Consider the following 24,362-nt stretch of genomic DNA (forward strand, 5'->3'; position numbering starts at 1 on the left):
CTGAGGGGGGTGCTGCCGTTGGCGGCCTTGATGTCGGAGCGGCCCTTGATGTCGAAGTCGAGCTTCACCGGCTCAGGCGGGTCGGTCGGGTCCGTGGGGTCTGTGGGGTCGGTCGGGTCCGTGGGGTCGGTCGGGTCGGCCGGGTCCGTGGGGTCCGTCGGGTCCGTGGGGTCCGTCGGGTCGGTCGGGTCCGTCGGGTCGGTCGGGTCCGTCGGGTCTGTGGGGTCGGTCGGGTCCGTCGGGTCTGTGGGGTTCGTCGGATCGGTGCTGCCGTCACCCTCGATGGTCATGGTGTGCAGCGTGGTGGGCTGGTCGCCGTCGAACCTGCAGTCCGCTTTGAACTCGTCCTCGAACGGCGGGAGGTGCACCGGCGTGCCGGAGGCGTCGCGGGCGATCATGTTGTGCAGGTTGAGTCCCGTGACGTCGAACGCGGCGGTGCCCTCCTTATCCCATGTCAGGAGCCCGCCGGGGGACTGGCCGGTGGCGATGACGTTGAACGCGGCCGCCGGGTCGGGGATGTCGGCCTGGGCGACGGTGTTCTTCACCTTGATGGGCAGGTTCCCGCCGCCGCCGGGCAGCGTGACGTTGACGTCGGCGGTGGCCTTGCCCTCCAGGGTCACGGCGCCCATGACGCCGAGGCCCTGGGCCGCGCGTGCGCTGACCTCGGTGACGGCCGTGATGTCGTACGCGGGCACCTCGTCACCGACCTTCATGCTGGCAGGCATGTCGGCGGTGATCTCGACCTTGATCGGATCATCCTTGATGATCGGGAACGTACAGATGTACGTCTGATTCAGCTGTACCGGGTCGGCCGATGCGGGTCCCCCGCTGAGGGTGACCAGGCCGGCTACGAGTCCCGCGGCCGCGACCGCGCTCAGGCCACCACGGCCCCGGACCGACATTCGCTGAGCTCTCATGAGCTACCTCTCGTGCTGTGTGAGTGGGCACGAACTCTGACGGCGCCTCCGGGATTCCCTGGGAATCACCGGCCCTGTCGTCCAGGGAATATCCGGAGACGCGGAAGTCGCCATAGCGGAATTCTGTCATCGATACGGCAACGTTTCAGACCGGTAAACTACTGAGCAGTATGGTCCGGGTCAAGGTCTGCTGCGCCGACCGATGCGAACGGCAGCCGCTTCCCTCACCTTTTGTGACCTGGGTGAGTAGGCATATGTATCTGGATGACAACTGCTGGATTTCGGAAATCCCATCTGAGGTTATCTGATTGACCGGCCCCCTACCCGCCAGTACTAATTGCTCGACTGTGTCTTTTGAAAGTAGGGAAGTGCATGGACGAGCAGCACGACAGGGAGCGGTACACGCGAGCACGCGAGAGAACGCACAAGGGAAGGGCGGTGCCACGCCTGGTATGGAGCTCGGCGCTGACCGGAGTCGCCGGGGTGGTGCTCGCCCTGGCCGGTTCGGGCGGGGCGTCGGCGGACCCGGTGTCGTTCACACAGAGGTACACCTGCAAGTTCCCGATCATCAACGACGACGCCATCGAAGTCGCGATCAGCACGGACATGCCGACGACCATGAGGGTCGGCGAGTCGGTGCCCGCGTACGACATCACGGCGGTGACCAAGGTCAGCGAACGCGCGGCCCAGGGCCTCGGCGTCATGGGCGCCGTGACCCTGGAGGGCAAGGCCACCGCCGACGTCGACGTCACCCTGCCTGGCGACAGCGGTGAGCTGCCGATCAAGGTGGTGAACACGGTCGCCCAGGCCGAGATCCCCGACCCGGCCGCCGCGTTCGAGGTCACGGCGACGGGCCAGTCCCCTGGTGGGCTGCTTACCTGGGCTAGCGCGGGCACCGCGAAGTTCGACATCGCGGGCCTCAAGCTGCACGACATGATCGCCCGAGACGACGCGGGCGACCCGGTGGATCTGCCGCCGTTCAAGGGCGAGTTCGACGCGGACTGCACACTTGAGGCCGGTCAGCCGACCACGCTGCACACTATGACCATCGAGGGCGACGGCGGAACCGACCCGACCGACCCGACCGACCCCACAGACCCGACGGATCCGCCCACGGACCCGGCCGACCCCCCGGCGAATCCGACGGATCCGTCCTCGGACCCAGCCGATCCGCCCACGGACCCGTCAGACCCGGCCAGCCCCGCCGACCCCGCGACGGGCGGCGGAACCACCACCGGAACCACCACCGGAGGCACGACGGGTGGCGGCTCAGGCGGCTCAGGCGGCACCGGCGGCTCAGGGATCAGCGGCGGAACTTTCGGAGCCTCCGGAACTTCCGGGGCCTCCGGGACTCTGCTCGGCACCTCGGTGACCGGTTCGAGCGGTTCGCTCGCCGACACGGGGACGTCCGGGGTCGGCCTGGCGCTCGCCGCGGCCGGGGGACTCTGCGCGGCTGGGATCGGGACCGTGTCCTACGCCGCACGCCGGATCAGGGGCGGTGAGCAGAGCCAGAGCGCCTGACACGGGCGACATGGGCAGCGAAACCATAACGACCCCGACCCCACCGCGCCCGCGGCTCCGGAGCGAGACCACCCCGGAACCGCGGGCGCGTGGCGTCGGAGTTGACTCCTGCCGGCGCTGAGCCCCCGTCAGCGCTGACCCCCGTTGGAGTCAAGCCCCGGCGACGGCACGCGCCCCGCGGCGCCGCCGCCGTACCACGTACCAGGCCACCAGCCCACCGAGCAGCAGGACCAGGCCCAGCGTGAGCGCCAGCCGGTTCACCGTGCGGTAGGCGGTGCCGGTACTCGCCACCAGCTCGCCGTCACCGTCGGACGCGGTGACTTCGAGCCGCCCCCAGTCGACCGGCGGCGGCGCACCCCACTTCTCGGTGACCCGCACCCGCTGGCCGGGCATCAGCTCGGCCGGAAGCCGGTCGGCTGCGCTCTGGAAGGACGTACGGCCGAACAGGCCCTTCGCTTTGAGGTCGACGTGCGGCTTCAGCAGCGTGTTTCCGCTGTTGACCAGCGTGTAGGAGACCGTGGCGGACTTGCCGAGACCGGGGACCAGGGGCACCGCGTAGTCGAATCGGACGTCCTTGACGTCGAGGCCGGGCGACCGCTCGCCGTTGACCCGGAGGTAGACCCGCGCGCCCACGGCCTGCCGGATGCCGACCCCCGTGCCCTCCGCTTGCGCGACGCGCTTGTCCAGCGCGACGATCGCCCCCGGATGGTCGCCGGGCGTCGCCTTGCGCGGGATGGTCACCGTGAACGGGATGGTCGCCTTTCCGCCTCCGGGGATCGTGACCTCCGTACGCTCCAGGCGCGTCCACAGCCCGACGGACCGCTGCCGCTCGGTCTTCTCGCGCACCGCGAAGCCGCCGTCGCGCGGGGTGTTGTAGGCGTCGGTCCCGTAGACCAGGAAGGTCACGGGCTCCTTCGCCAGGTTGGAGACGGTGACCTTGTCCTTGATGGTGGTACCGGGGTCGGCCTTCATACGGAAGTACGGCTTCTGCGCCGCACCCCCGGCCGTGCGGTCGGAGCCCGCCGGGAAGACCGACCAGCGGCCGTTGTCCGCCGCGTGCGCACGCGGCGGCTGGCCCGCCAGCAGCAGGCCGAGCGCCAGGGCCAGCACGGCCAGGAGCGCCGGTCCGAAGCGGCGCGACGGGCGGGGTGAGCGGGACCTGTGCGGGGTTTTCCTGGTGTGCGTGTCGGGCATGTGCGACCCCCAGAGCGAGGCGGATGAACGTGAGCGGCCGACGTTGGGAACGCCGAAGAGGTGGGCCGGCCGTGGGGACGGCCGACCCACCGAGGGGGAGCGGGATCAGGTGAGCGTCAGCGTGAGAACCGCCGAGTAGTCACCAGGGGCCGCGCTCGCCGGAACGTCGAGCGAGAGCCCCGCGCCGACCGCGAACTCGCCTCCGGTCTGAGCGGCGTCGGGGGCGCTCGCCAGAGTGGCGCCCTCGGTGCCCACCGTGCCTTCCGTGCCGGGGACGCAGGTGCTGGCGGAGCCGGGCGCGGTCTCGCAGGACGGCGTCCAGCCCAGCTGGTCCGCGCCGATGGCACCGGCGTCGCCGGTGAAGTCGGTGACCTTGCCGGTCAGCGACCAGCCCGTGGCGCCGTTCCGGTCGTCGGAGACGGTGACCGTGTGCAGGTCACCGGTGGAGCTGCCGCCCGTGCCCTCCTCGACCGGGGACAGGGCGACCGAGTCGCCCGCCTGGATCATGGAGAGGGTGCCGCCACCCTGCTTGGGCGTGACCGTGGCGTTCAGGTCCTGCTCGCCGGTCTGCGAGCCGGGGTCCGGTCCGGGGTCCGGGTTCGGGTCCGGGTTCGGATCCGGGTCCACTTCACCGCCACCGATGGTCATGGTGTGCAGGGTGGTGGGCTGCCCGGCGTCGAGTGTGCAGTCCGCGCTGAACTCGTCCTCGAACGGCGGGAGGTGCACCGGCGTGCCGGAGGCGTCGCGGGCGATCATGTTGTGCAGGTTGAGCCCCGTGACGTCGAACGCGGCGGTGCCTGCGTCGGCCCAGGTCAGCAAGTCGCCGGGCGACTTGCCGGTGGCGGTGACCTCGAACGCGGCCGCCGGGTTCGGGATGTCGGCCTGGGCGACGGTGTTCACCACCTTGATGGGAAGATTCCCGCCGCCGGGCAGCGTGACGTTGACGTCGGCGGTGGCCTTGCCCTCCAGGGTCACGGCGCCCATGACGCCGAGGCCCTGGGCCGCGCGTTCGCTGACCTCGGTGACGGCCGTGATGTCGTACTCGGGTACCGTCTCGCCGACCTCCATGGCGGCGGGCATGTCGGTGGTGATCTCGACCTTGATCGGATCGGTGCTGATGATGGGGAACGTGCAGGTGTACGTCTGGTTCAGCTGAACCGGGTCGGCGGTGGCGGTGCCACCGCTGAGCGCGACCAGACCCGTGACGAGTCCGGTGGCGGCGACCGTGCTCAGGACGCGGCGCGTCCTGGATCTCTTGTGTTGGGCTCCCATGAGCTGCCTCTCGTGCTGGATGAAGGTGCATGGGGCATGGCCGTATACGTCGTTACCTTTCACAAATACGGCACCAGTTTTCAGACCGGAAAACTACTGGCAGGTAGTTTGACGGTCAAGGGAATCATTCCAGGTACATTTCGACGGCGTGTACGCGCGGAATTTTTCGTGTCCGAGTGAGTACGCCGCCAGCGGGATTCATACGCCGCTGCCAAAGACTCCCGCCGCCCCGCCTCATGGTCACTTCGAGCGGCGCCGAATGCTCGATGCGAGTCCGGATGACAACGACACCCAGATCGTTGCTCACCGGATCACAGGAATTCCCGGTGCGGTGAAACAAGCATTGACCTGTACGGAGACCCGCGTCTAAGTTCCGCTCTCGGCTCGATTGTGAATTCAACGTCCGAGCCGTGCCGAGCCGTAGCGATCGACGATGCGGAGCGCCGATGACGCCTTCTGAGGAAATACCGGACACCGTCATAGGGGTGAGCCCCTTCGGCCGGCCCGACGCGCGTCTCGTGAGCGCGGTCTGCCGGGCCGGTGGCCTGGGGGTACTCGACCTCGGCACCGGCGACCGCGCCGCACGGGAGGAACTGGCGCGGCTCTCCCACAGCGAACCCCAGGGCTTCGGAGTCCGGGCGGGAGAGCGCTGCACGCTGCACCCGGCCGACCTGGACACGCTCACGACGGGTCGGCCGCACACCGTGCTGCTCGGCGTGGACTCCGCGTGGGACGCCACGGAACTCAGCGACTACTACTGGGTGCTCGCCGAGGTGACCGATCGCGAGCAGGCCCTGCGGGCGGTCGCCGCGGGAGCGGACGGCCTGGTCGCACGCGGCAGCGAGAGCGGCGGACGGATCGGGGACCTCAGCACCTTCGTCCTGCTGCAACAACTCCTCGCCGACCCGGCGGTCGCGCTGCCGGTCTGGGCCTGCGGAGGCATCGGACCGCACACCGCCGCGGCCGCCGTGCTCGGCGGAGCCACCGGCGTCGTCCTCGACACACAGCTGGCGCTGCTCGCCGAGTCCACACTGCCGCAGCGACACCGGTCGGCGCTGGCGGCCATGGACGGGACGGAGACGACCGTCACCGACGGCACCCGGCTGCTGCGCCCACGCGGCCCGGACGCCGAGACCTTCCCGGTCGGCGAGGACGGCTATCTCGCCGCGCGCTTCGCCGCACACTGGGCCACCACCGCGCGAGCGGTGCACTCAGTGCGCACCGCCATCGAGGACGCGGTCATCCGCGAGAGCACGACGGGCGAGCGACTCCCCGTCCTGGGCACGGGATCAGCCATGGCCAGCGCCCTGGGTACCGGACTGCCCCTCGCCCAGGGGCCGATGACCAGGGTCAGCGACCAGCCGGGATTCGCCGCGGCGGTGGCATCCGAAGGCGGACTGCCGTTCCTGGCACTGGCACTCGCGGACGGCGCGCAGACCCGCGACCTGCTCGCCCGCACCCGCGACGCACTCGCGGGCCGCCCCTGGGGCGTCGGCATCCTCGGCTTCGCCGACGAGGACACCCGAGCGGCCCAGCTCGCCGCCGTACGGGAGTTCCGGCCGAGCCACGCGGTGATCGCCGGAGGCCGCCCGGCACAGGCGGCCGAGCTGGAGGACGCCGGGATCCGCACCTTCCTGCATGTGCCCACGCCGGGGCTGCTGCGCCAGTACCTGGAGGCGGGCGCGCGGCGCTTCGTCTTCGAGGGCTCCGAGTGCGGCGGCCACATCGGTCCGCTCGCCTCCTTCCCCCTGTGGGAGGCCCAGCTGGAGGTCCTGGAGGAGTACGCGGAGCACCACCCCGACACGGCAGAGCGCCTGGAGGTGTTCTTCGCCGGAGGCGTCCACGACGAGCGGTCCGCGGCGATGGCCGCGGCCCTGGCCGGACCGCTCGTCGCCCGCGGAGCGGCCGCGGGGCTCCTGATGGGGACCGCCTACCTGTTCACCGAGGAGGCCGTCGCGCTCGGCGCCGTACAACCACGCTTCCAGGAACAAGTGGCCCAGGCGCGGACGACGGAACTGCTGCGCACCGCGCCGGGGCACGCCACCCGCTGCGTACCCAGCCCGTACACGGCCGAATTCGCCGTGGAGGAACGGAAGCTGAGGGCGAGCGGCCTGCCGCACCAGCAGGTCTGGGCCGAGCTGGAGCGCCTGAACCTCGGACGGCTGCGCATCGCCAGCAAGGGCCTGGAGCGCGGCGAACAGGCGACGCGCGGCGAACAGGCGGAGCACGGCGAGGGAACCGACACCGCCCCAGGAGCTCTGCACGCGGTCGACGACGCCCGACAGCTGGCCGCCGGAATGTTCATGGCGGGCCAGGTCTCCGTCCTGCGGTCCAGCCGGACCACGATCGCCGCCCTGCACCACGCGGTCGGCGAGGCGGCCGCGCGGTTCCTGCGCGCACGCGCGCGGCAGCTGCGGCCCCGGTTCGCCCCCGACGCCCCGTCGGCCGATGAGACACCCGCCCCGCTCGACGTCGCCGTGGTCGGGCTGGCCTGCATGTTCCCCGGAGCCGACGGCCTGGACGCGTACTGGGCGCAGATACTCGCCGGAACCGACGCGGTGACCGAGGTGCCCGCCGACCGCTGGGACCCGACCGTCTACCACGGCACCGGCCCCGACACCACCCCCTCCACCTGGGGCGGCTTCCTGCCCCGCATCCCCTTCGACCCCCTGGCCTACGGCATCCCGCCCGCCTCGCTCGGCGCCATCGAACCGGTCCAGCTGCTCGCCCTGGAGGCGGCACGCCGCGCACTCGACCACGCCGGATACGCGGACCGGGACTTCGACCGCTCCCGCGCCTGCGTGGTGTTCGGCGCGGAAGCGGGCAGCGACCTCGCCAACGCCACCACCCTGCGCACCGTACTCCCCTCATACGTCGACGACATCCCGCCCGCGCTCGCCGGACAGCTGCCGCGCCTGACCGAGGACTCCTTCCCCGGCATGCTCGCCAACGTCATCTCCGGACGGATCGCCAACCGCCTCGACCTGGGCGGCGCCAACTACACGGTCGACGCGGCCTGCGCCTCCTCCCTCGCGGCCGTCGACGTCGCCTGCAAGGAACTCGCACTCGGCACCAGCGACCTGGTGCTGTGCGGCGGAGCCGACCTGCACAACGGCATCAACGACTACCTGCTGTTCTCCTCCGTCGGCGCCCTGTCGCCCACCGGACGCTGCCGGACCTTCGACGCGGACGCCGACGGCATCGCGCTCGGCGAGGGCGTCGCCTGCGTCGTCCTCAAGCGCCTCGCGGACGCCGAACGCGACGGAGACCAGATCTACGCGGTGATCAAGGGCATCGGCAGCGCCAGCGACGGCCGGGGCAGAGGACTGACCGCGCCCCGCCCCGAAGGCCAGAAGGCGGCGCTCGACCGCGCCTACCGGCGCGCCGGAGTCTCACCCGCCGACGTCGGCCTGGTAGAGGCGCACGGCACCGGAACCGTAGTGGGCGACCGCACCGAACTGACCGTACTCAGCGAGGTGTTCACGGAAGCCGGGGCCGCCCCGGCGAGCTGCGCCCTGGGCTCCGTCAAGTCCCAGATCGGGCACACCAAGTGCGCCGCCGGACTGGCCGGACTGATCAAGACGGCCATGGCCCTGCACACCGGGGTACTGCCGCCCACCCGGCAACTCACCCGCCCCAACCCCGCCTGGCAGCCGGACCAGAGCCCCTTCGTCTTCCACACCCGCGCCCGCCCCTGGGCGCGACAGCCCACCGAACGCTACGCCTCAGTCAGCGCGTTCGGGTTCGGCGGAACCAACTTCCACATCGTGCTCGGCGCGTACGAGAACGGCGCGCCGCCCGCGCACGGCCATCTGGGCTGGCCCGCCGAACTGTTCACCTTCCACGGCCGGGACCAGGAGACGGCCGCGCGGGAGGTCCAGCGCCTGCTCGACACACTCGACGATCCGGCGGCCGACGGCCCCCGGCGGCTGCGGGACCTGGCCGCCCGCACCGCCCGCCGCGCCGCCGAACGGTCGGCACCGGCGCGGATCGCGCTGGTCGCCCCCGACCTGGCGAGCCTGCCGGTGCTGCTGCGCAAAGCGCTGGCCGGGGAGCACGACCCAGCCGTCGGCGTGTTCCTGACCCAAGCCGCGGAAGGCACGGAGACCACAGAAGGCACGGAGACCGCGGAAGGCACGGAGACCGCGGAAGGCACGGAGACCACGGAAGACGCGGAACACGGCCAGGTCGCCTTCCTCTTCCCCGGACAGGGCAGCCAGCGCCCCGGCATGGTGGCCGACCTGCTGATCACCTTCCCCGAACTCCAGCGGCACCTTGAGCTCGGGGCGTCCTACGCGGACGTGCTCTACCCCGCGGACGGCTTCGCGCCGGAAGCGGCAGAGCGGCAACGCGCCGCACTCACCGACACCCGCAATGCCCAACCGGCCCTGGGCATTGCGGGGCTAGTAGGCCACGACCTGCTCACCCGCGCCGGAGTCCGCCCCGACATGGCCGCGGGCCACTCCTACGGCGAACTCGTGGCCCTCAGCGCGGCGGGCACCCTCGGCTCTCAGACGCTGCTCGACCTGAGCGGCCGCCGCGCCCAGGCCATCCTGGACGCGGCCGGTGACGATCCGGGCACCATGGCGGCGGTCTCGGCCGACGAGCGGCACACCCGCGCCGCCCTGGAAGCGGCGGGCCTCGCCGACCGCGTCGTACTCGCCAACCTCAACGCACCGAAGCAGACCGTGATCTCCGGACCCACCCCGGCGGTACGGGACGCGACGCGGGCGCTGCGCGAGGCCGGACACGGAGCCAGGGAGCTGCCGGTCGCCTGCGCCTTCCACAGCCCCCAGGTGTCCGGCGCCAGCGCCCTGTTCCGCGAGGACCTGGACGAAGTAGCGGTACGGAACCAGGAGTTCACGGTCTGGTCCAACGCCACAGCCGCGCCCTACCCCCAGTCGCCCGACGAGGTCCGGGACACCCTCGCCGCCCAGATCGGCGCGCCGGTCCGGTTCATCGACCAGATCGAGGCGATGTACGCGGCCGGGGCCCGGATCTTCGTCGAGGCGGGCCCCGGCACCGTGCTCACCGGCCTGGTCGGCAAGATCCTCGCGGGCCGCCCGCATGTCGCGGTTCCCCTCGAGCCCTGGCCCGACGCCGGGCTGCGCGGCTTCCTGGAATGCCTGGCCCGGCTGGCGGTGGCGGGCGTGCCGGTACGCACCGACGCCCTCTTCCACGGACGGCACACCCCAAAGGGGACGACGCACCCCCGGAATCCCGGCTGGACCGTGGACGGCCACCTCGTCAGGGACGCCGCGGGCGAACCCCTGCCCGGCGCACTGCGACCGGCCCGACGTATCTCCTTGGAGGAAAACGTGACCGGCAACGGACCACACCGCGCCGACCGGCCCGACCAGGACGCCCTGGTCTCGGAGTTCCTGCGGAGCAGCCGGGAACTGGTCGCGGCCCAACGGGACGTCCTGCTGTCCTACTTCGGCACCGCGCCCACGCCCGTGGCCAGCGCACCCGTCTCCGGCGTCGGCCAGCCCGGCACCCTGCCGTCACCTGCGGAACTCCCCGCCCCGACCCCGACGCCGGTCCCCGCGCCGCCCGCACCGATCTCCGCGCCGCCCGCACCGGCACCCGACGAGGCCGCCCCGCCCACCGGCGCGGACCTGCTGCGCTCCGTACTGGAGATCATCAGCGAACGCACGGGCTACCCGGCCGACATGATCGAACCCGATCTCGACCTGGAGGCCGATCTGAGCATCGACTCCATCAAGCGCACTGAGATCGCCGGGGAACTCGGCGCCCGGCTCGGCGGCGGCGCGACCGGGACGCACCTCGACGACCGGGCGCTGGAGGAGCTGGCCCAGGCCCGCACGGCGGCGGCGATCGCCTCGTGGCTGACCGCACGCCATGCCCCCGACGCCCCCACGGACACCCTTCCGGCACCGGGTGACCACATCCCGGCCCCGGAAGGGGCGCAACCGGCCGACACCCAGGGCGATGCGTCAGCCCCGGTGAGCGCGGCTCCCCAGCGGTACGTCGTCAGACCGGCGCCCCTTGACCCACCGCCAGCCACCGTGGACCTGACCGGCCGACACTTCGCCGTACTCAGCGAAGCCACCGAAGCGAGCGAAGGCCAGCGGAGCCCCGAAGCCCGCAACGGCGGCGGCGAGGTCGCCCTGGCCCTGGCCGACGAACTGGCCCGGCGCGGCGCCACGGCAGCCGTTCTCGACCGGAGACACCGCCTCACCCAGGCCCCCCAGCCCCTGGACGGCGTCTTCTACCTGCCCGCGCTCGACGAGGACGCGGGACCGGTGCTCCCCGACGACATAGCGGTACTCAAGTCCGCACTCGACCGGCAGCCGTCCTGGCTCATCTGCGCCAGCCGCCGCACCGGCGACGCGGGCGCCGGGCTGCCCGGACTGCTGCGCGCCATCGCGCGCGAACATCCCGAGACGACCGCTCGACTGGTGCGTGTGGGCGGCGACACGACACCGCCCGAGCGGTTCGCACGGGCCCTGCTGGACGAACTGGCGGCCACCGACGGCGAACCCGTCGTCGACCACACCCCCGAGGGCCGCACCGCCCCGCGCCCCGAGCCGACTCCCCTCGGTTCCCTGGCGCACAGCGGCGCGGGCCCGGCGGGTGACGGAGCCGCCGAGGCCGCGGCCTGCGGCCTGGACGCCGAGTCGGTCGTCGTGTTCGCCGGCGGGGCCCGTGGCATCACCGCCAGGTTCGCCCTCGCCCTGGCCGCCGCAGCCCGCTGCAAGGTGGAGCTGCTCGGCCGCACCCCGCCGCCCCAGGCCCCCGAGGACCCGGCGACGGCGTCCGCGCCGGACCGTGCCGCGCTGCGGACGGCCCTCGCCGCCGTGGGCGGGCGGACCCCGGCCGAGGTGGACCGCACCGCGGGGCTGATCCTCGCCCAACGCGAAGTCCGGTCCACCCTCACCGAGTTGGCCGAGCTGGGCAGCCCCGCCCGCTACCACACCACCGATCTGCGGGACGCGGACGCGGTCGACCGCGCCCTCAAGGAAGTGCTCGCCGAGCACGGCCGGATCGACGCCGTCGTGGCCGGCGCGGGCGTCATCGAGGACCGGCTGCTCGCGGACAAGGACGTCGAGTCCTTCCGGCGGGTGTACGGCACCAAGGTGGACGGCGCCCGCCACCTCCTCGACGCGGCGGCCGCCCTCACCGAACGCCCCCTGCTCGCCGTGCTGTTCGGCAGCATCGCCGCCGTGCACGGCAACCGCGGCCAGAGCGACTACGCCGCGGCGAACTCCGCACTGGAGAGCCTCGGCGCCGACTGGGCCGCCCGCACCGGCCACCGCGCGCTCACCGTGCACTGGGGCCCCTGGGCGCCCACCGGCGCGCACACCGGCATGGTGACCCCGGAACTCGGCCGCGACTACGCCCGCAGAGGCATCCGCCTGATCGACCCGGACGAGGGCGTCCTCGCCCTGTTGCGGGAGCTGGCCTGGGGCGATCCGGCGCTCACCTCCGTCGTCCTCACCGCGTCGGGCTGGTGAGGGCGGCATGGCGGCAGCCGCGCCCGTCGCGATCGTCGGAATGGCCGTACTGCTCCCCGGCGCCCCCGACCTCGACGCGTACTGGCACAACCTGACCCATGGCGCCGACTCCATCACCGAGGCCCCCGGTCACCGCTGGGACGCCGCCCACTATCCGGAGCGGATCTACTGCCGACGCGGCGGATTCGTCGACGCGTACGCCACCGTGGACGCCGCCCGGTTCGGGGTGATGCCCGACTCCGTGCCCGGCACGGAGCCCGACCAGCTCATCGCCCTCCAGGTCGCCGCCCGCGCCCTGGCCGACGCGGGCGGCGGGCAAGGTCTGCCGGACCGTGAGCGGATCGGCGTGATCCTCGGCCGCGGCGGGTATCTCACCCCCGGTCAGGCCCGCCACGACCAGCGGGTACGCACCAGCCGCCAACTCACCCGAACCCTGGGAGAGCTGCTGCCGGAACTGAGCGTCGGCCAACTCGCCCGCGTCGAGGCGGCCTTCGACAGACAGCTCGGCCCCGACCGCCCGGAAGCGGCCATCGGACTGGTCCCCAACCTGGCCGCCGCGCGCATCGCCAACCGGCTCGACCTGCGCGGCCCGGCCTACACCACCGACGCGGCCTGCGCCTCCTCGCTCATCGCCGTCGACCAGGCCGTCGCCGAACTCACCACCGGGCGCTGCGACCTGATGCTCGCCGGCGGCGTCCACCACTGCCACGACATCACCCTGTGGAGCGTCTTCGCCCGGCTCGGCGCGCTCTCCCGCAGCGAGCGCAGCAGGCCCTTCCACGCGGCGGCCGACGGCATCCTCATCGGCGAGGGCACCGCGATCGTCGTCCTCAAACGCCTCGCCGACGCGGAGCGCGACGGTGACCGGATCTACGCGGTGATCCGTGGCACCGGGGTAGCCGCCGACGGGCGCGCCGCGGCCCTCGCGAGCCCCGACCCCGGCGGCCAGACCAGGGCGGTACGGCAGGCCTGGCGGGCGGCGGGCCTCGACCCCCGGGCACCGGAGGCCCTCGGGCTGCTGGAGGCGCACGGCACCGGCACCCCGGCCGGGGACGCCGCCGAACTGGCCACACTCAGCGAGGTGTTCGGGCCCCGCCGAGGCGAACCGTCAGCGGTCATCGGATCGGTGAAGTCGATGATCGGCCACACCATGCCAGCGGCCGGGGCGGCGAGCCTGGTCAAGGCCGCACTCGCCGTCCACCACGGCACACTGCTGCCGACCCTGCACTGCGAGGACCCGCACCCGCACCTCGCCCGGACCCGGTTCAGCCCGATCGCCGCCGCGCGGCCCTGGCCGGGCGCGACGCGCAGGGCGGCGGTCAACGCCTTCGGCTTCGGCGGCATCAACGCCCATGTCGTCCTGGAACAGGCACCTCAACCCAGCGGCGCCCCCGCCGCAGCCCCCGTCCCCGCGCTCGCCACCCATGCCCTCGACCCCGGCGGCGGTCCCGTACCCGCCCAGGCCCCCGCCGCGCCCCCCGCCCTCGCTGACGTACGGGAGCCGGAGCGCGTCCTGCGGCTCACCGCCGACACCCCGGACCTGCTGGCGCGGGCCCTCGACCGCGATGACGCCGCGCTCCTGGCACGGGCCGACACCGACCCGCCCGAAGGCCGGGCCAGGCTCGCCGTGGTGGCCCCCGACGCCAGACGCCTGGCACTGGCCCGGCGGGCGGTCGCCAAGGGACGCGCCTGGCGCGGCCGGGGCGATGTGTGGTTCACCCCCGACCCGCTGCTGACACCGTCCGCGGGCGGGAAGCTCGCCTTCGTCTTCCCAGGCCTCGAAGCCGAGTTCACCCCCCGCCTGGCCGAGGTGGCCCAGCACTTCCGGCTGCCGTTCACCGAGACCGAGGACGCCGTCGTCGGCGATGTCGGCCGCCATGGCATCGGCGTGCTCGCCGTCGGCCGCGTCCTGGACGCAGCGCTGCGAGCCCTGGGCGTCGAACCCGACGCGGTGGCCGGGCACAGCATCGGCGAATGGTCGGCGATGCTCGCGGGCGGCCTCTACGACCGTGCCACCGCGGACGAGCTGCTCGCCGACTTCGACCCCGACACGCTGCGGGTGCCCGGTGTCGTCTTCGCCGCGCTGGGCGCCCCCGCGCACCAGGTCGAAGAGTGGCTCGGCGGCCGTACCGACGTCGTGCTCTCGCACGACAACGCACCCGGCCAGGCCATGATCTGCGGCCCGCGGCCAGCCGTCGAAGAACTGGTCCAAGAGGCCCGCGAGCAGCGGATCGTCGCCCAGATCCTGCCGTTCCGCTCCGGCTTCCACACGCCGATGCTGACCCCGTACCTCGGCCCGCTCACCGAGGGCGTGCGGCGCGCCCCGGTGCGCGAGGCCCGCGTACCGGTGTGGTCGGGCACCACGGCCGCGCCGTTCCCGGCGGCGCCCGACGCCGTACGCGAGCTGTTCGTACGCCACCTCGTCGAGCCGGTCAGGTTCCGGCAGCTGACCGAGGCGATGTACGCGGCGGGATGCCGGGCCTTCGTGCAGGTCGGCGGTGGGCAGCTGGGCTCGCTGATCGCCGACACGCTGCAAGGGCGGGACGTGCTGACCGTCGCGGCGGGCGCGGCGCGGCGCGGCGGACTGGCCCAGCTGCGGCGTGTCGTGAGCGCCCTGTGGGCCGAAGGCAGGCCGGGGGCCGAGGCCGCGCTGCCACGAGGCCTGCCGCCGAACGACTCCCGCGCGCCCGCCGCGTCCCGCGCGCCCGCCGCGTCCCGCGCACCTGCCGCGTCCCCGCCGCGCGCGCCCTCGGGACCGTCCGGGCCGCCGGTGCGGCTCGACCTCGGCGCGGCCTCGGTGTCCCTGCCGCACCCCGTACGGGCCGACCTGCGCGCGGAGCTGCTCACCGCACTGCGCCGCTCCGGCGCGGGCCCCGAGGCGTCAGACCGCCTCGCTGGGTTCGCCGAGCGGTTCCCCGCGGTGGCCGAACTCCGCGCCGCCCTCGCCGAGACGGCGGACACCGCGGCCACCCTGATCGCAGGCGCGCGGCCCCACGACGCCACGCTCACCGGTGCGCGGACGACGGAGCCCGCGCGGCGTCGCGGGGCCGCGCGCCGGGGCACGCCAGCGGCCGGGACGCCCAGGCAGACCGGCCAGCGCCCCGCCGAGGCGCGCGTCATACCCCTCTGGGACGGCATCCCCACCGTCGACACCCCTACCGGCAGCGGCACCCCTGCCAGCGGCGCCGTCCGCGCGCCCGTACACCGCAGCCGACTCCACGTCTCCGTAGCCGAGATGCCCTATCTCACCGACCACTGCTTCATACCCCAGCGACCCGGCTGGCCCGAACTGTCCGACCGGCACCCGGTGGTGCCCGCCACCACCGTCCTCCGCCACATGATGGACGCCGCCGAGCGGGCCTTCCCCGGCCGCCATACCGTAGCCGCGCACGACGTACGCCTCGAAAAGTGGCTGACCGCCGAACCCGCCACCCTCGTCGAGGCCGTGGTGACCCCCGAGCCGGACGGCCGACGCGTGCGCGTGAACTTCGGACCGTACGCGCGCGCTGTCCTCGAACTCGCCGAGCACTACCCGGCGCGCCCGCCCGCCCGGTGGCCCGGCCAGCAGGCCGAGCGGCCCTGCGAGATCGACGCCGCCGAGCTGTACCGCGACCGGTGGATGTTCCACGGCCCCGCTTTCCAGGGCGTCACCGAGCTGACCGGGATCGGCGACGCGCACATCCGCGGCACCCTCACCGTACCCACGGCGCCCGGAGCGCTGCTCGACAACGTCGGCCAGCTGCTCGGCTACTGGATCCTGGCCGAGCACACCGAACGCAGAGTCGTCTTCCCGGTCAGGATGCGAGCCTTCCGGTTCTTCGGACCCGAACCCCCGCCCGGCACCAAGGCTGACTGCCACATCAAGATCACGTCCGTCACCCGGTCACTGCTCACCGCGGACGTCCAGCTCGTCAGGGACGGCAGAGTCTGGGCGGAGATCACCGGCTGGCAGGACCGCAGATTCACCGTGATGAGCGCCGACCTGCCCGGCGGCTACCCCGAACGCCTCGCCCTGTCCGAGGCCCGGCTCGGCGGCTGGACCCTGCTCATGGACCGCTGGCCCGACCTGGCCTCCCGCGATCTCGCCGTACGCACCCACCTCGGCGCCCCCGAACGCGCCGCGTACGCCAGCCACCCGCCGCGCGGCCGCCGCCAGTGGCTGCTCGGCCGTATCGCCGCCAAGGACGCGGTGCGGCACTGGCTGTGGGAACAGGGCGAGGGCCCGGTGTTCCCGGCCGAGATCGGCATCCGCAGCGACGCCGAAGGGCGGCCGTACGCCGTCGGCACGCACGGCCGCGACCTGCCGCCCCTCGACCTGTCCCTGGCCCACCGAGGCGACACCGCCGTCGCCCTGGTACGCCCGCGCGCCGAGCGCGACCACCCGGACACCGGCGTGGGCATCGACATCGAACTGGTCACCGAGCGCACCGAGACCACCCACCGCATCGCACTCGGCGCCCGCGAACGCGAACTGCTCGCCGAGCTCAGCGGCGCCACCGGGGCGGGCGAGGCGGTGTGGTTCACCCGCTTCTGGGCGGCCAAGGAGGCCGCGGCCAAGGCCGAGGGCCACGGACTGCGCGGCCGGCCACGGGAGTTCACCGTGCTCTCGGCGAGCCCGTACGGACTGCTCGTGGAGACCGAGCGGCAGCGCCACCACGTGCGCTGCGACCACATCTCGGCCTCCGTACCCGGATCACCGCACCACCACTACGTCGTGGCCTGGACGACAAAGGAGTACGGCCTGTGAAAGCGACCGCGCTACCCGAAGTACCCCGAATCCGCACCGAGATAGCCGAGATGATCAGCACGGTGCTCGGTGACTCCGTACTGGACACGGCCGACATCGGCATGGACACCCGGCTCGGCGACGACCTGGAGCTGGAGAGCATCGACCTGGTCACCCTCGCCGGACTCCTCGCCGAGTGGTACGGGCCCGGCGTCAACCTCGCGGACTACCTCGCCGGTCTGGAACTGGACGAGATCATCGCGCTGACGGTCGGAGACCTGGTGACCTATGTCGCCGACGCGCTGCGCGCCGCCGGGACGGGGTGCTGACCATGGCCAGAGTGCGGGCGAACGGAATCGACCACCACGTACAGCGACTGCCCCACCGCGACGAGCCGGGCGCCCGGACGGCGTGCGGCCACGCGCCCACCGTCGTGTTCCTGCACGGCGCCTTCATCGACAGCCTGGCCAGCTACTACTTCACACTCGGCCCGCAGTTCGCGGACGCCGGGTTCGACGTGGTCATGTACGACCTGCGCGGCCACGGGCGCAGCGAACGCCCCGCCACCGGCTACACCCTGGAGGACTTCACCGCCGACCTCGCCGCACTGCTCGACGCACTCGGCGTCACCGGCCGCGTCCACCTGCTCGGCAACTCCTTCGGCGGCACCCTCGCACTGGACTTCGCCGTCCACCACCCGGACCGGGTGGCCGCCGTCACCGTCGTGGAGTCGGGCCCCGCCACCCAGGACTGGGCGGCGGCCATGAGCGGCGCGCTGCACCAGGCCACCGAGACCCTGCCCGAACAGGAGGCACTCGACTGGTTCGTGGCCGAATACGGGGCCCTCGCCTCGACCCGCCAGGGCGACGCCCGGCACGACGCCCACATCGCGCGCCTCGGCCGCGCCGCGGCCCGGCTGATCGCCACCACCTCCATCGCCACGGACATCCCTGGGGGACGCCTCCTGACGGATATTCAACTCAAGGGCCTGGACCGCCCCGTACTCCTGGTCAACGCCCAGGACGGCCTGGTCGGCGAGCAGACCGCCCAGCTGGCCGAGCTCCTGCCGGACTGCGAAGTCGCCGTGGTGCCAGGGCAGAAACACTCCGTACTCGTCGAAGCCGCCGACGACGTGGGCGCGCTCGCCCTGGAGTGGGCGCTCAGCCTGGCCGCGGCGGAGGTCGGTGACCGATGAGCAGATTCCTCTTCGTCGTGCCGCCGCTCGCCGGACACGTCAACCCGGCCGCCGCCGTCGCCGCCGAACTCACCGAACGCGGGCACACCGTCGCCTGGGCCGCGCCGCCCGGAGCCGCCGAACGCCTCACCGGCACCGGCGCACGGGTCTTCCCCTGCGCGGGCCCCGTACGCATCGACGACCGGCCGCGCGAACTGCGCGGCGTCGCGGCGCTCAAATACCTGTGGAGCGACTTCTTCGCGCCGCTGGCTCACGCCATGGCGCCCGGAGTGACCACGGCCGTCATGGAGTTCAGCCCCGACCTGCTGGTGGTCGACCAGCAGACCGTAGCCGGCGCCCTGGTCGCCGAACGCCTCGGCGTCCCCTACACCACCTCGTCGACCACATCGGCCGAGCTCACCGGCAGCCTCATCGGCCTGCCGAAGGTCGACCAGTGGATCACCGACCTGCTCGACGGACTGCGGCTCAGCCTCGGCGACCCCTCGGCCCGCCACGACCTGCGCTTCTCCCCCCGGCTCACGCTGGTCTTCTCCACCGGCGAACTCGCCGGGCGGCCGGAACGGACGCCGGGCCCGGTGCGGTTCGTCGGACCCGCGCTCGGCGCCCGCGACGACATCCCCGGATTCTCCTGGGAATGGGCGGACCGCGACGACGGCCGCGCCCTCGCCCTGATCTCGCTCGGCACCGCCAACACCGAGGTCGGCGCGCGCTTCCTCACCGCGTGCGTGCAGGCCGTACGCGCCCGCTCCGACCGGCTCCGCGCCATCGTCGTCGATCCGGGCCGGGTACTGGGGCCGCAGCCGTCAGACCCCTTCGACGACGACGTGCTCATCCAGCCCGCCGTACCGCAACTCGCCCTCCTGGCACGGGCGGACGTCGCCGTCTGCCACGCTGGACACAACACCGTCACCGAGGCCCTCTGGCACGGCGTCCCCCTGGTCGTCGCTCCGATCCGGGACGACCAGCCCGTCGTCGCCGCGCAGGTCACCGCCGTCGGCGCGGGCGTCCGGCTGCGCTTCGGACGCGCCGACGCCGACCGAGTCGGCTCCGCACTCGACGCGGTACTCGGCGACCCCCACTTCACCGCCGCCGCCCGCCGCATCAGCGCCTCCTTCCAGGCCGCCGGCGGCGCCCCCGCCGCGGCCACCTGCCTGGAGCGACTCGCCACCGAGGAACAGGAGAACTCATGGCACGGACTGCTGAGATAGCCCGGCGCAGACCGCGATACCAGGCCGACCTGGCAGACGGAACCCGGCGCTTCTTCCTGCCCCGGCGCACCACCTGCCCCTGGTGCGCCTCCCCGCGCCTCAAACGCCGCCTGCGCACCCGCGACCACGTACAGAACAAGCCAGGCGCCTTCGTCCTCGACGAGTGCCGCGACTGCCGCCACATCTTCCAGAACCCCCGTCTCACCACCGAAGGCCTCGACTTCTACTACCGGGACTTCTACGACGGCCTGGGCGAGGAGTCCACGGCCCGCATGTTCGAGGGCCGGGGCAGTATCAAGCGCTTCCGGGCCAGCGCGCGAGCCCTGCTCCGCCACGCCAACCCGGCCCGCTGGCTGGACGTGGGCACCTCGCACGGCCACTTCTGCGCCACGGTGGCGAGCGAACTGCCGGACACCGAGTTCGACGGGCTCGACATGGGAGAGAGCATCGAACGGGCCGCCAAAGAAGGCCGCGTCAGCACCGCCTACCGCGGCCAGTTCACCGAACTCGCCACCGAACTCGCGGGCGCGTACGACGTGGTGAGCATGTTCCACTACCTGGAGCACACCCTCGAACAGCGCGCCGAACTCGCCGCCGCGCACACCGCGCTGCGCCCCGGCGGCCATCTTCTGATCGAGGTGCCCAACCCCGAGTCACCCCTCGGACGGCTGCTCGGCGGGCGGTGGATGCCCTGGTTCCAGCCGCAGCACCTGCACTTCATGCCGATCGGCAACCTGTGCCGCGAGCTGGAACGCATCGGCTTCACCGTCGTCACGGCCCAGCGTCGCGGCGACCAGCACATCCCGGTCGACCTGGCCTGCGCCGCCTGGTTCTGGGTCAGCCGCGCGATGCCCAAGGAGGACGCCCCGTGGCTCGGGCGTCGACCGGGCAAGGCGGCGGTCGCGGTCCGCTGGGCCGTGGCGCTCACCTCCCTGCCGCTCGTGCTCCTCGCGTACGCGCTCGACCTCCTGCTCGCGCCCCTGATACGCCGCACCCCGCTCAGCAACGCCTACCGGGTGATCGCCCGACGCGACCCCGACCGACCCGCACCACACCCGAAACCCACCCCGGAGACCTAGACATGCCGACACCGGCAGCACCGCACACCGCCAGACGCCTGGCCACCGTCCTCGCGCTGCTCCTCGCGGCCTGCACCCTGACCGCCGCCCCGTCGAACAGCGCACCCCAGCAGACCGCGGCGAACGAGACAGCGACGCGACAGGCCACACGACAGGCCGGGGCCCAGCTCCCGCCCGACGACTTCTACCAGCCGCCCCAGCCCCTCCCCAGCGGCGCACCGGGCGACGTCATCCGCTCCCGCCGTGTCGACCCCGGCACCCCGACGCCCCGCGCGCTCGCCGACACCTGGCAGGTCATGTACCTGTCCACGGACGCACATGGCGAGCCCAACGCCCTCACCGCCACGGTCCTGGTCCCCAAGGGCGGCTCACCTGCCGAGCGCCCCATCGTCGGCTGGGGCCCCGGCACCCAGGGCCCGGCGTTCCGCTGCACCCCCTCACGCATGATCGCCAAGGGCGCGCTCTACGAGCAGTGGGTGATCAACGCGATGCTCGACCAGGGCTACGCGGTCGCCGTCCCCGACTACGAGGGCTACCACCCGGAACCGAAGACGACCTACATGGTCGGCAAGTCACTCGGCCCCGCCCTCATCGACTCCGTCCGGGCCGCCCAGCGGCTGACCGACGCCGGACTGTCCGCCGACGCCCCCGTCGTCTTCCGCGGCTACTCACAGGGCGGCGGGGCGGCCCTGTGGGCCGGTGAGTTCCAGCCCGACTACGCGTCCGAACTGAACCTCAAGGGCATCGTCGCCGGCGGCGTACCGGGCAACCTGATGGAGGTCGCCCTGCCGCTCAACGGCCGCCCCGGCTCCGGCTTCCTCTTCTACGCGCTGATCGGCCTCGACAACGCCTACCCGGAGCTGAAGCTCGACGATTCGCTGAACGACGCGGGCCGCGCCATGGTCGCCGACCTCGAAGCGGGCGGCTGCGCCTTGGAGATGATCGAGAAGTACGGCGACAAGTCGCTCTCCGAGTACACCGTGCGCATCCCGCTGGTCGACCCGCCCTGGGTCGCCCGCTACACCGAGAACACCCTCGGCGACGGATCGAACATCCAGGTGCCGGTCTTCCAGTACCACGCGACGCAGGACGCCTTGGTCGAACCGCGCCAGGCCGACGCGCTCCACCAGGAGTACTGCGCGCAGGGCGTGCCCCTGACCTGGAAGGCCTACGACACGGACGGCCGTGCCCCGGTGGCCGACCACCTCTGGCCGATCCAGGCGGCGAACGCCGAGGCGATGACGTATCTCGCCGACCGCTTCGCGGACCGCCCGGCGACGTCCACCTGCTGAGCCGGACCGCCCGGCCCGCGCCGCCCCGGCGGCCTCAACCCAGTGAGAGGTGACCCATGGGGAATCACAACAGGCACCGCAAGCCGCCCCCTTGCCGTGTCCGCCGGGGTGTGGCGGGCACCGCCGTGGTGGCGGTGACGCTCGCCGGGCTCACCGCGTCCCAGGCGCCCGGCAGCCCGCTCGCCGCGCCGCCCCCGCCCGGTGAGCGGGGTGCGGAGCCGGTGGGCGGCGAGTGGATCCCGCCCGGCGGTCCGTCCTCCGACGTCTACCACACCGAACTCCCGCCGCTCCGCGCCCGGTGGGGGGCGGGCACCAGCCCGACCGCCGCGGACGTCGGGAGCGCCGGGGACACGGGGGACGCGCGCGGCACCGAAGGCGCCGCCGGGGGCGCCGCTGGGCGCGCCGGGGGCAGCGGGACCGGCGCGGTCGCCTCCCAGGCCGGGATTCCGGCGTCCGTCCTGGCGGCGTACCGGAACGCCGAGCGCGCCCTGAGGGCCGCCGACCCCGGCTGTCGGCTGTCCTGGGAACTCCTCGCCGCCATCGGCAAGGTGGAGTCGGGCCACGCGCGGGGCGGCCGCGTCGACCGGCGCGGCACCACGCACACGCCGATCCTCGGTCCGGTGCTGAACGGCAACGGCTTCGCCCGGATCACCGACACCGACGGCGGCGCGTACGACGGTGACGCGCGCTTCGACCGGGCCGTGGGCCCGATGCAGTTCATCCCGTCCACCTGGGCACGCTGGGGCGCCGACGGCGACGACGACGGCCGCGCCAACCCGAACAACATCCACGACGCCGCACTCGCCGCCGGACGCTACCTGTGCGCCGGGGACCGGAACCTGTCCGTCAAGGCGGACCTGGACCGGGCGGTCCTCAGCTACAACCACTCGTCCGCGTATCTGCGCACCGTGCTGTCCTGGCTGGAGTTCTACCGGCGTGGAGTCTCCGAAGTACCCGACGGCAAGGGCGTGTTGCCCGTCAGCCCAGGGCCGGGCGGCAAGACACCGGCGCGCCGTCCGGTCGGCGGGGGCGGCATCGTGATCGGGCCCGCCCCGTCCACGCCGTCGGCTCCGGGAGAGGCCGCCACCCCCACGCCCCTTCCCTCTCCCTCCGCTTCTCGTTCACCCTCGCCCGCCCCTGTTCGGCCAGGACCAGGCGGCCCTGGCCCCGCTCCGACCAGCCCCACGACGAGCCCCAGCCCCAGCCCGAGTCCCGGCCCGTCCAGCCCTGCCCCAAGCCCTTCCGGCCCCACCCCGAGCCCCTCCGGCCCGAGCCCGACGGAACCTGCTCCGAGCCCCACCGACTGCGTCCCCGAGCCTCCCGCACCTTCGGACTCGCCCTCGCCCTCGCCGTCGGCCACGCCCTCGCCGTCGGCCTCCCCGTCACCCACGGACTCGGCCCCGCCCTCCGGTTCACCCGATCCCGTGCCCACTCCTTCAGCCTCACCATCGGATCCGGAGAACACCGGCCCGTCCCCGATGGCTGACGTCGTCAGTGCCTCTCCGGAGCCGTGCGCCCCAGCGGCGGACTGACCCCGACTCTTCACCTGAGCGGGCCTGGGGGTGACCCCCAGGCCCGCTCGGCCCGTGTCATACCGCCCGCGTCACACTGCCCGCGTCACTTCGCCGGTGAGGTGCAGCCGGTCGTCCCGGCCGCGGAGTTGGAAACGCGTGCCGTCCGCGGCGTACGTCACCGTGGCGGGGAGCAGCACCGGGGCCCTGAACCGCGCGCTGACGTGGACCCGCCCTTCGGCGCCGTGCTCCGCGAGGCAGCGGCCGACGGTCCACATGCCGTGCGCGATGGTGCGGGGGAAGCCGAAGGCCTTCGCCGCCAGCGGGTGCAGATGGATCGGGTTCCGGTCACCCGAGACGGCCCCGTAGCGACGGCCCAGCCCGGCGGGGAGCGCCCACTGATCCACAGCGGGCAGGCCGCCGGGAACCGCGGACAGCACGGGCTCCGGCTCGGCGCGGTCCCGGCCGGAGCCCGGATGCCTGGCCAGGTAGGTGCTCCGGGACTCCCACACCAGCTCGCCCACGAGCCGCGCCTGTGTCACCACACTCGCCTCGGTGCCGCGCCGGTGCGGACTCAACCGCTCGGTGAACACCGTGAGTTCCGGGGAGCCGTCGGCGTTCAGCGGACGGTGCTGGGTGATCTCGACCGACGTATGGACCAGACCGAGCAGCGGCAGCGGGAAGGCGCGGTCGGCCATCAGCCGCATGGCGAGCGGGAAGCCCAGCAGATGGGGATAGGTCACCGGGAGCGGCCCGGTGCGCGGGAAGCGGCAGATGCGGCGGTACGCGGCCAGCTTCCCGGCATCGCTCGCGGCGGCGTCGAGCACGAGCCGGGTCGCCGGGGCGGCGGCGTCCGGCCGTACCCGCTTGAGCGGAGACAGCAGGGCGCCACGGGCCAGCAGGGGGCCGAGCCGAGGCGCGGCCGGAAGGAATCGAGTGGTCACGACGAGGTCTCCAGAGTCCGGTGCG

At 73.2% G+C, this 24,362-nt stretch carries 13 protein-coding genes; 9 read left to right on the top strand and 4 right to left on the bottom strand.

Going from position 1 to position 24,362, the window contains the following annotated elements; genetic code table 11:
* Positions 1-917, bottom strand: a 917-nt coding sequence (locus tag ACX6XY_RS25020; RefSeq protein WP_460335033.1) for a DUF6801 domain-containing protein, incomplete at its 3' end; no start/stop codon positions are given.
* Positions 918-1,355: 438 nt separating this feature from the next.
* Between ACX6XY_RS25020 and ACX6XY_RS25025 the strand changes: the two genes are divergently transcribed.
* Positions 1,356-2,438 (top strand): DUF6801 domain-containing protein, encoded by a 1,083-nt coding sequence (locus ACX6XY_RS25025; protein WP_460335036.1) that lies wholly within the window; start codon positions 1,356-1,358, stop codon positions 2,436-2,438.
* 150 nt (positions 2,439-2,588) lie between these two features.
* On the opposite strand, the gene ACX6XY_RS25030 is transcribed toward ACX6XY_RS25025, so the two are convergent.
* Complete coding sequence (locus ACX6XY_RS25030) at positions 2,589-3,632, bottom strand: WxL protein peptidoglycan domain-containing protein (RefSeq protein WP_460335039.1); 1,044 nt, start codon at positions 3,630-3,632, stop codon at positions 2,589-2,591.
* Positions 3,633-3,737: 105 nt separating this feature from the next.
* Entirely contained in the window at positions 3,738-4,904 is a 1,167-nt protein-coding gene (locus ACX6XY_RS25035; protein ID WP_460335041.1) for a DUF6801 domain-containing protein, read from the bottom strand.
* 446 nt (positions 4,905-5,350) lie between these two features.
* On the opposite strand from ACX6XY_RS25035, the gene ACX6XY_RS25040 reads away from it, so the two are divergent.
* Genes ACX6XY_RS25040 through ACX6XY_RS25075 form a run of 8 tightly spaced genes read left to right on the top strand, consistent with a single transcriptional unit; the run spans position 5,351 to position 23,414 of the window.
* The gene (locus ACX6XY_RS25040) at positions 5,351-12,382 is read left to right on the top strand and encodes an SDR family NAD(P)-dependent oxidoreductase (RefSeq protein WP_460335043.1); all 7,032 of its coding nucleotides are present in this window, start codon (positions 5,351-5,353) and stop codon (positions 12,380-12,382) included.
* Positions 12,383-12,389: 7 nt separating this feature from the next.
* Positions 12,390-17,129, top strand: a complete 4,740-nt coding sequence (locus ACX6XY_RS25045; protein ID WP_460335045.1) for a type I polyketide synthase — start codon at positions 12,390-12,392, stop codon at positions 17,127-17,129.
* Entirely contained in the window at positions 17,126-17,437 is a 312-nt protein-coding gene (locus tag ACX6XY_RS25050) for an acyl carrier protein (RefSeq protein ID WP_460335048.1), read from the top strand. The genes ACX6XY_RS25045 and ACX6XY_RS25050 overlap by 4 nt, the downstream gene beginning before the upstream one ends.
* A 2-nt stretch (positions 17,438-17,439) precedes the next feature.
* Complete coding sequence (locus ACX6XY_RS25055; RefSeq protein WP_460335051.1) at positions 17,440-18,303, top strand: alpha/beta fold hydrolase; 864 nt, start codon at positions 17,440-17,442, stop codon at positions 18,301-18,303.
* Positions 18,300-19,511 carry a glycosyltransferase gene (locus tag ACX6XY_RS25060; protein WP_460335054.1) on the top strand — a complete coding sequence of 404 codons (1,212 nt, stop codon included), beginning with the start codon at positions 18,300-18,302 and terminating at the stop codon, positions 19,509-19,511. The genes ACX6XY_RS25055 and ACX6XY_RS25060 overlap by 4 nt, the downstream gene beginning before the upstream one ends.
* Positions 19,490-20,590, top strand: a complete 1,101-nt coding sequence (locus tag ACX6XY_RS25065; RefSeq protein ID WP_460335057.1) for a class I SAM-dependent methyltransferase — start codon at positions 19,490-19,492, stop codon at positions 20,588-20,590. Before ACX6XY_RS25060 ends, ACX6XY_RS25065 begins: the two co-directional genes overlap by 22 nt.
* Positions 20,591-20,592: 2 nt before the next feature.
* A complete protein-coding gene (locus tag ACX6XY_RS25070) occupies positions 20,593-21,882 on the top strand; it encodes a lipase family protein (RefSeq protein WP_460335060.1) in 1,290 nt (429 codons plus the stop codon).
* A 56-nt stretch (positions 21,883-21,938) separates the two neighbouring features.
* On the top strand, positions 21,939-23,414 hold the full coding sequence (locus ACX6XY_RS25075; protein WP_460335063.1) for a lytic transglycosylase domain-containing protein: 1,476 nt from the start codon (positions 21,939-21,941) through the stop codon (positions 23,412-23,414).
* Between the two features lie 71 nt (positions 23,415-23,485).
* Here ACX6XY_RS25075 and ACX6XY_RS25080 read toward each other — a convergent pair whose 3' ends face one another.
* The gene (locus ACX6XY_RS25080) at positions 23,486-24,337 is read right to left on the bottom strand and encodes a MaoC family dehydratase (RefSeq protein WP_460335066.1); all 852 of its coding nucleotides are present in this window, start codon (positions 24,335-24,337) and stop codon (positions 23,486-23,488) included.
* Between the last annotated feature and the right edge of the window lie 25 nt (positions 24,338-24,362).

It is taken from the genome of Streptomyces sp. O3 (assembly GCF_054788135.1).

What these genes read in the sequence shown, in the direction of transcription:
- ACX6XY_RS25030 (WP_460335039.1), bottom strand. Translation starts at nt 3,632, where the DNA reads ATGCCCGACACGCACACCAGGAAAACCCCGCACAGGTCCCGCTCACCC.
- ACX6XY_RS25035 (WP_460335041.1), bottom strand. Translation starts at nt 4,904, where the DNA reads ATGGGAGCCCAACACAAGAGATCCAGGACGCGCCGCGTCCTGAGCACG.
- ACX6XY_RS25040 (WP_460335043.1), top strand. Translation starts at nt 5,351, where the DNA reads ATGACGCCTTCTGAGGAAATACCGGACACCGTCATAGGGGTGAGCCCC.
- ACX6XY_RS25045 (WP_460335045.1), top strand. Translation starts at nt 12,390, where the DNA reads ATGGCGGCAGCCGCGCCCGTCGCGATCGTCGGAATGGCCGTACTGCTC.
- ACX6XY_RS25055 (WP_460335051.1), top strand. Translation starts at nt 17,440, where the DNA reads ATGGCCAGAGTGCGGGCGAACGGAATCGACCACCACGTACAGCGACTG.
- ACX6XY_RS25060 (WP_460335054.1), top strand. Translation starts at nt 18,300, where the DNA reads ATGAGCAGATTCCTCTTCGTCGTGCCGCCGCTCGCCGGACACGTCAAC.
- ACX6XY_RS25065 (WP_460335057.1), top strand. Translation starts at nt 19,490, where the DNA reads ATGGCACGGACTGCTGAGATAGCCCGGCGCAGACCGCGATACCAGGCC.
- ACX6XY_RS25070 (WP_460335060.1), top strand. Translation starts at nt 20,593, where the DNA reads ATGCCGACACCGGCAGCACCGCACACCGCCAGACGCCTGGCCACCGTC.
- ACX6XY_RS25075 (WP_460335063.1), top strand. Translation starts at nt 21,939, where the DNA reads ATGGGGAATCACAACAGGCACCGCAAGCCGCCCCCTTGCCGTGTCCGC.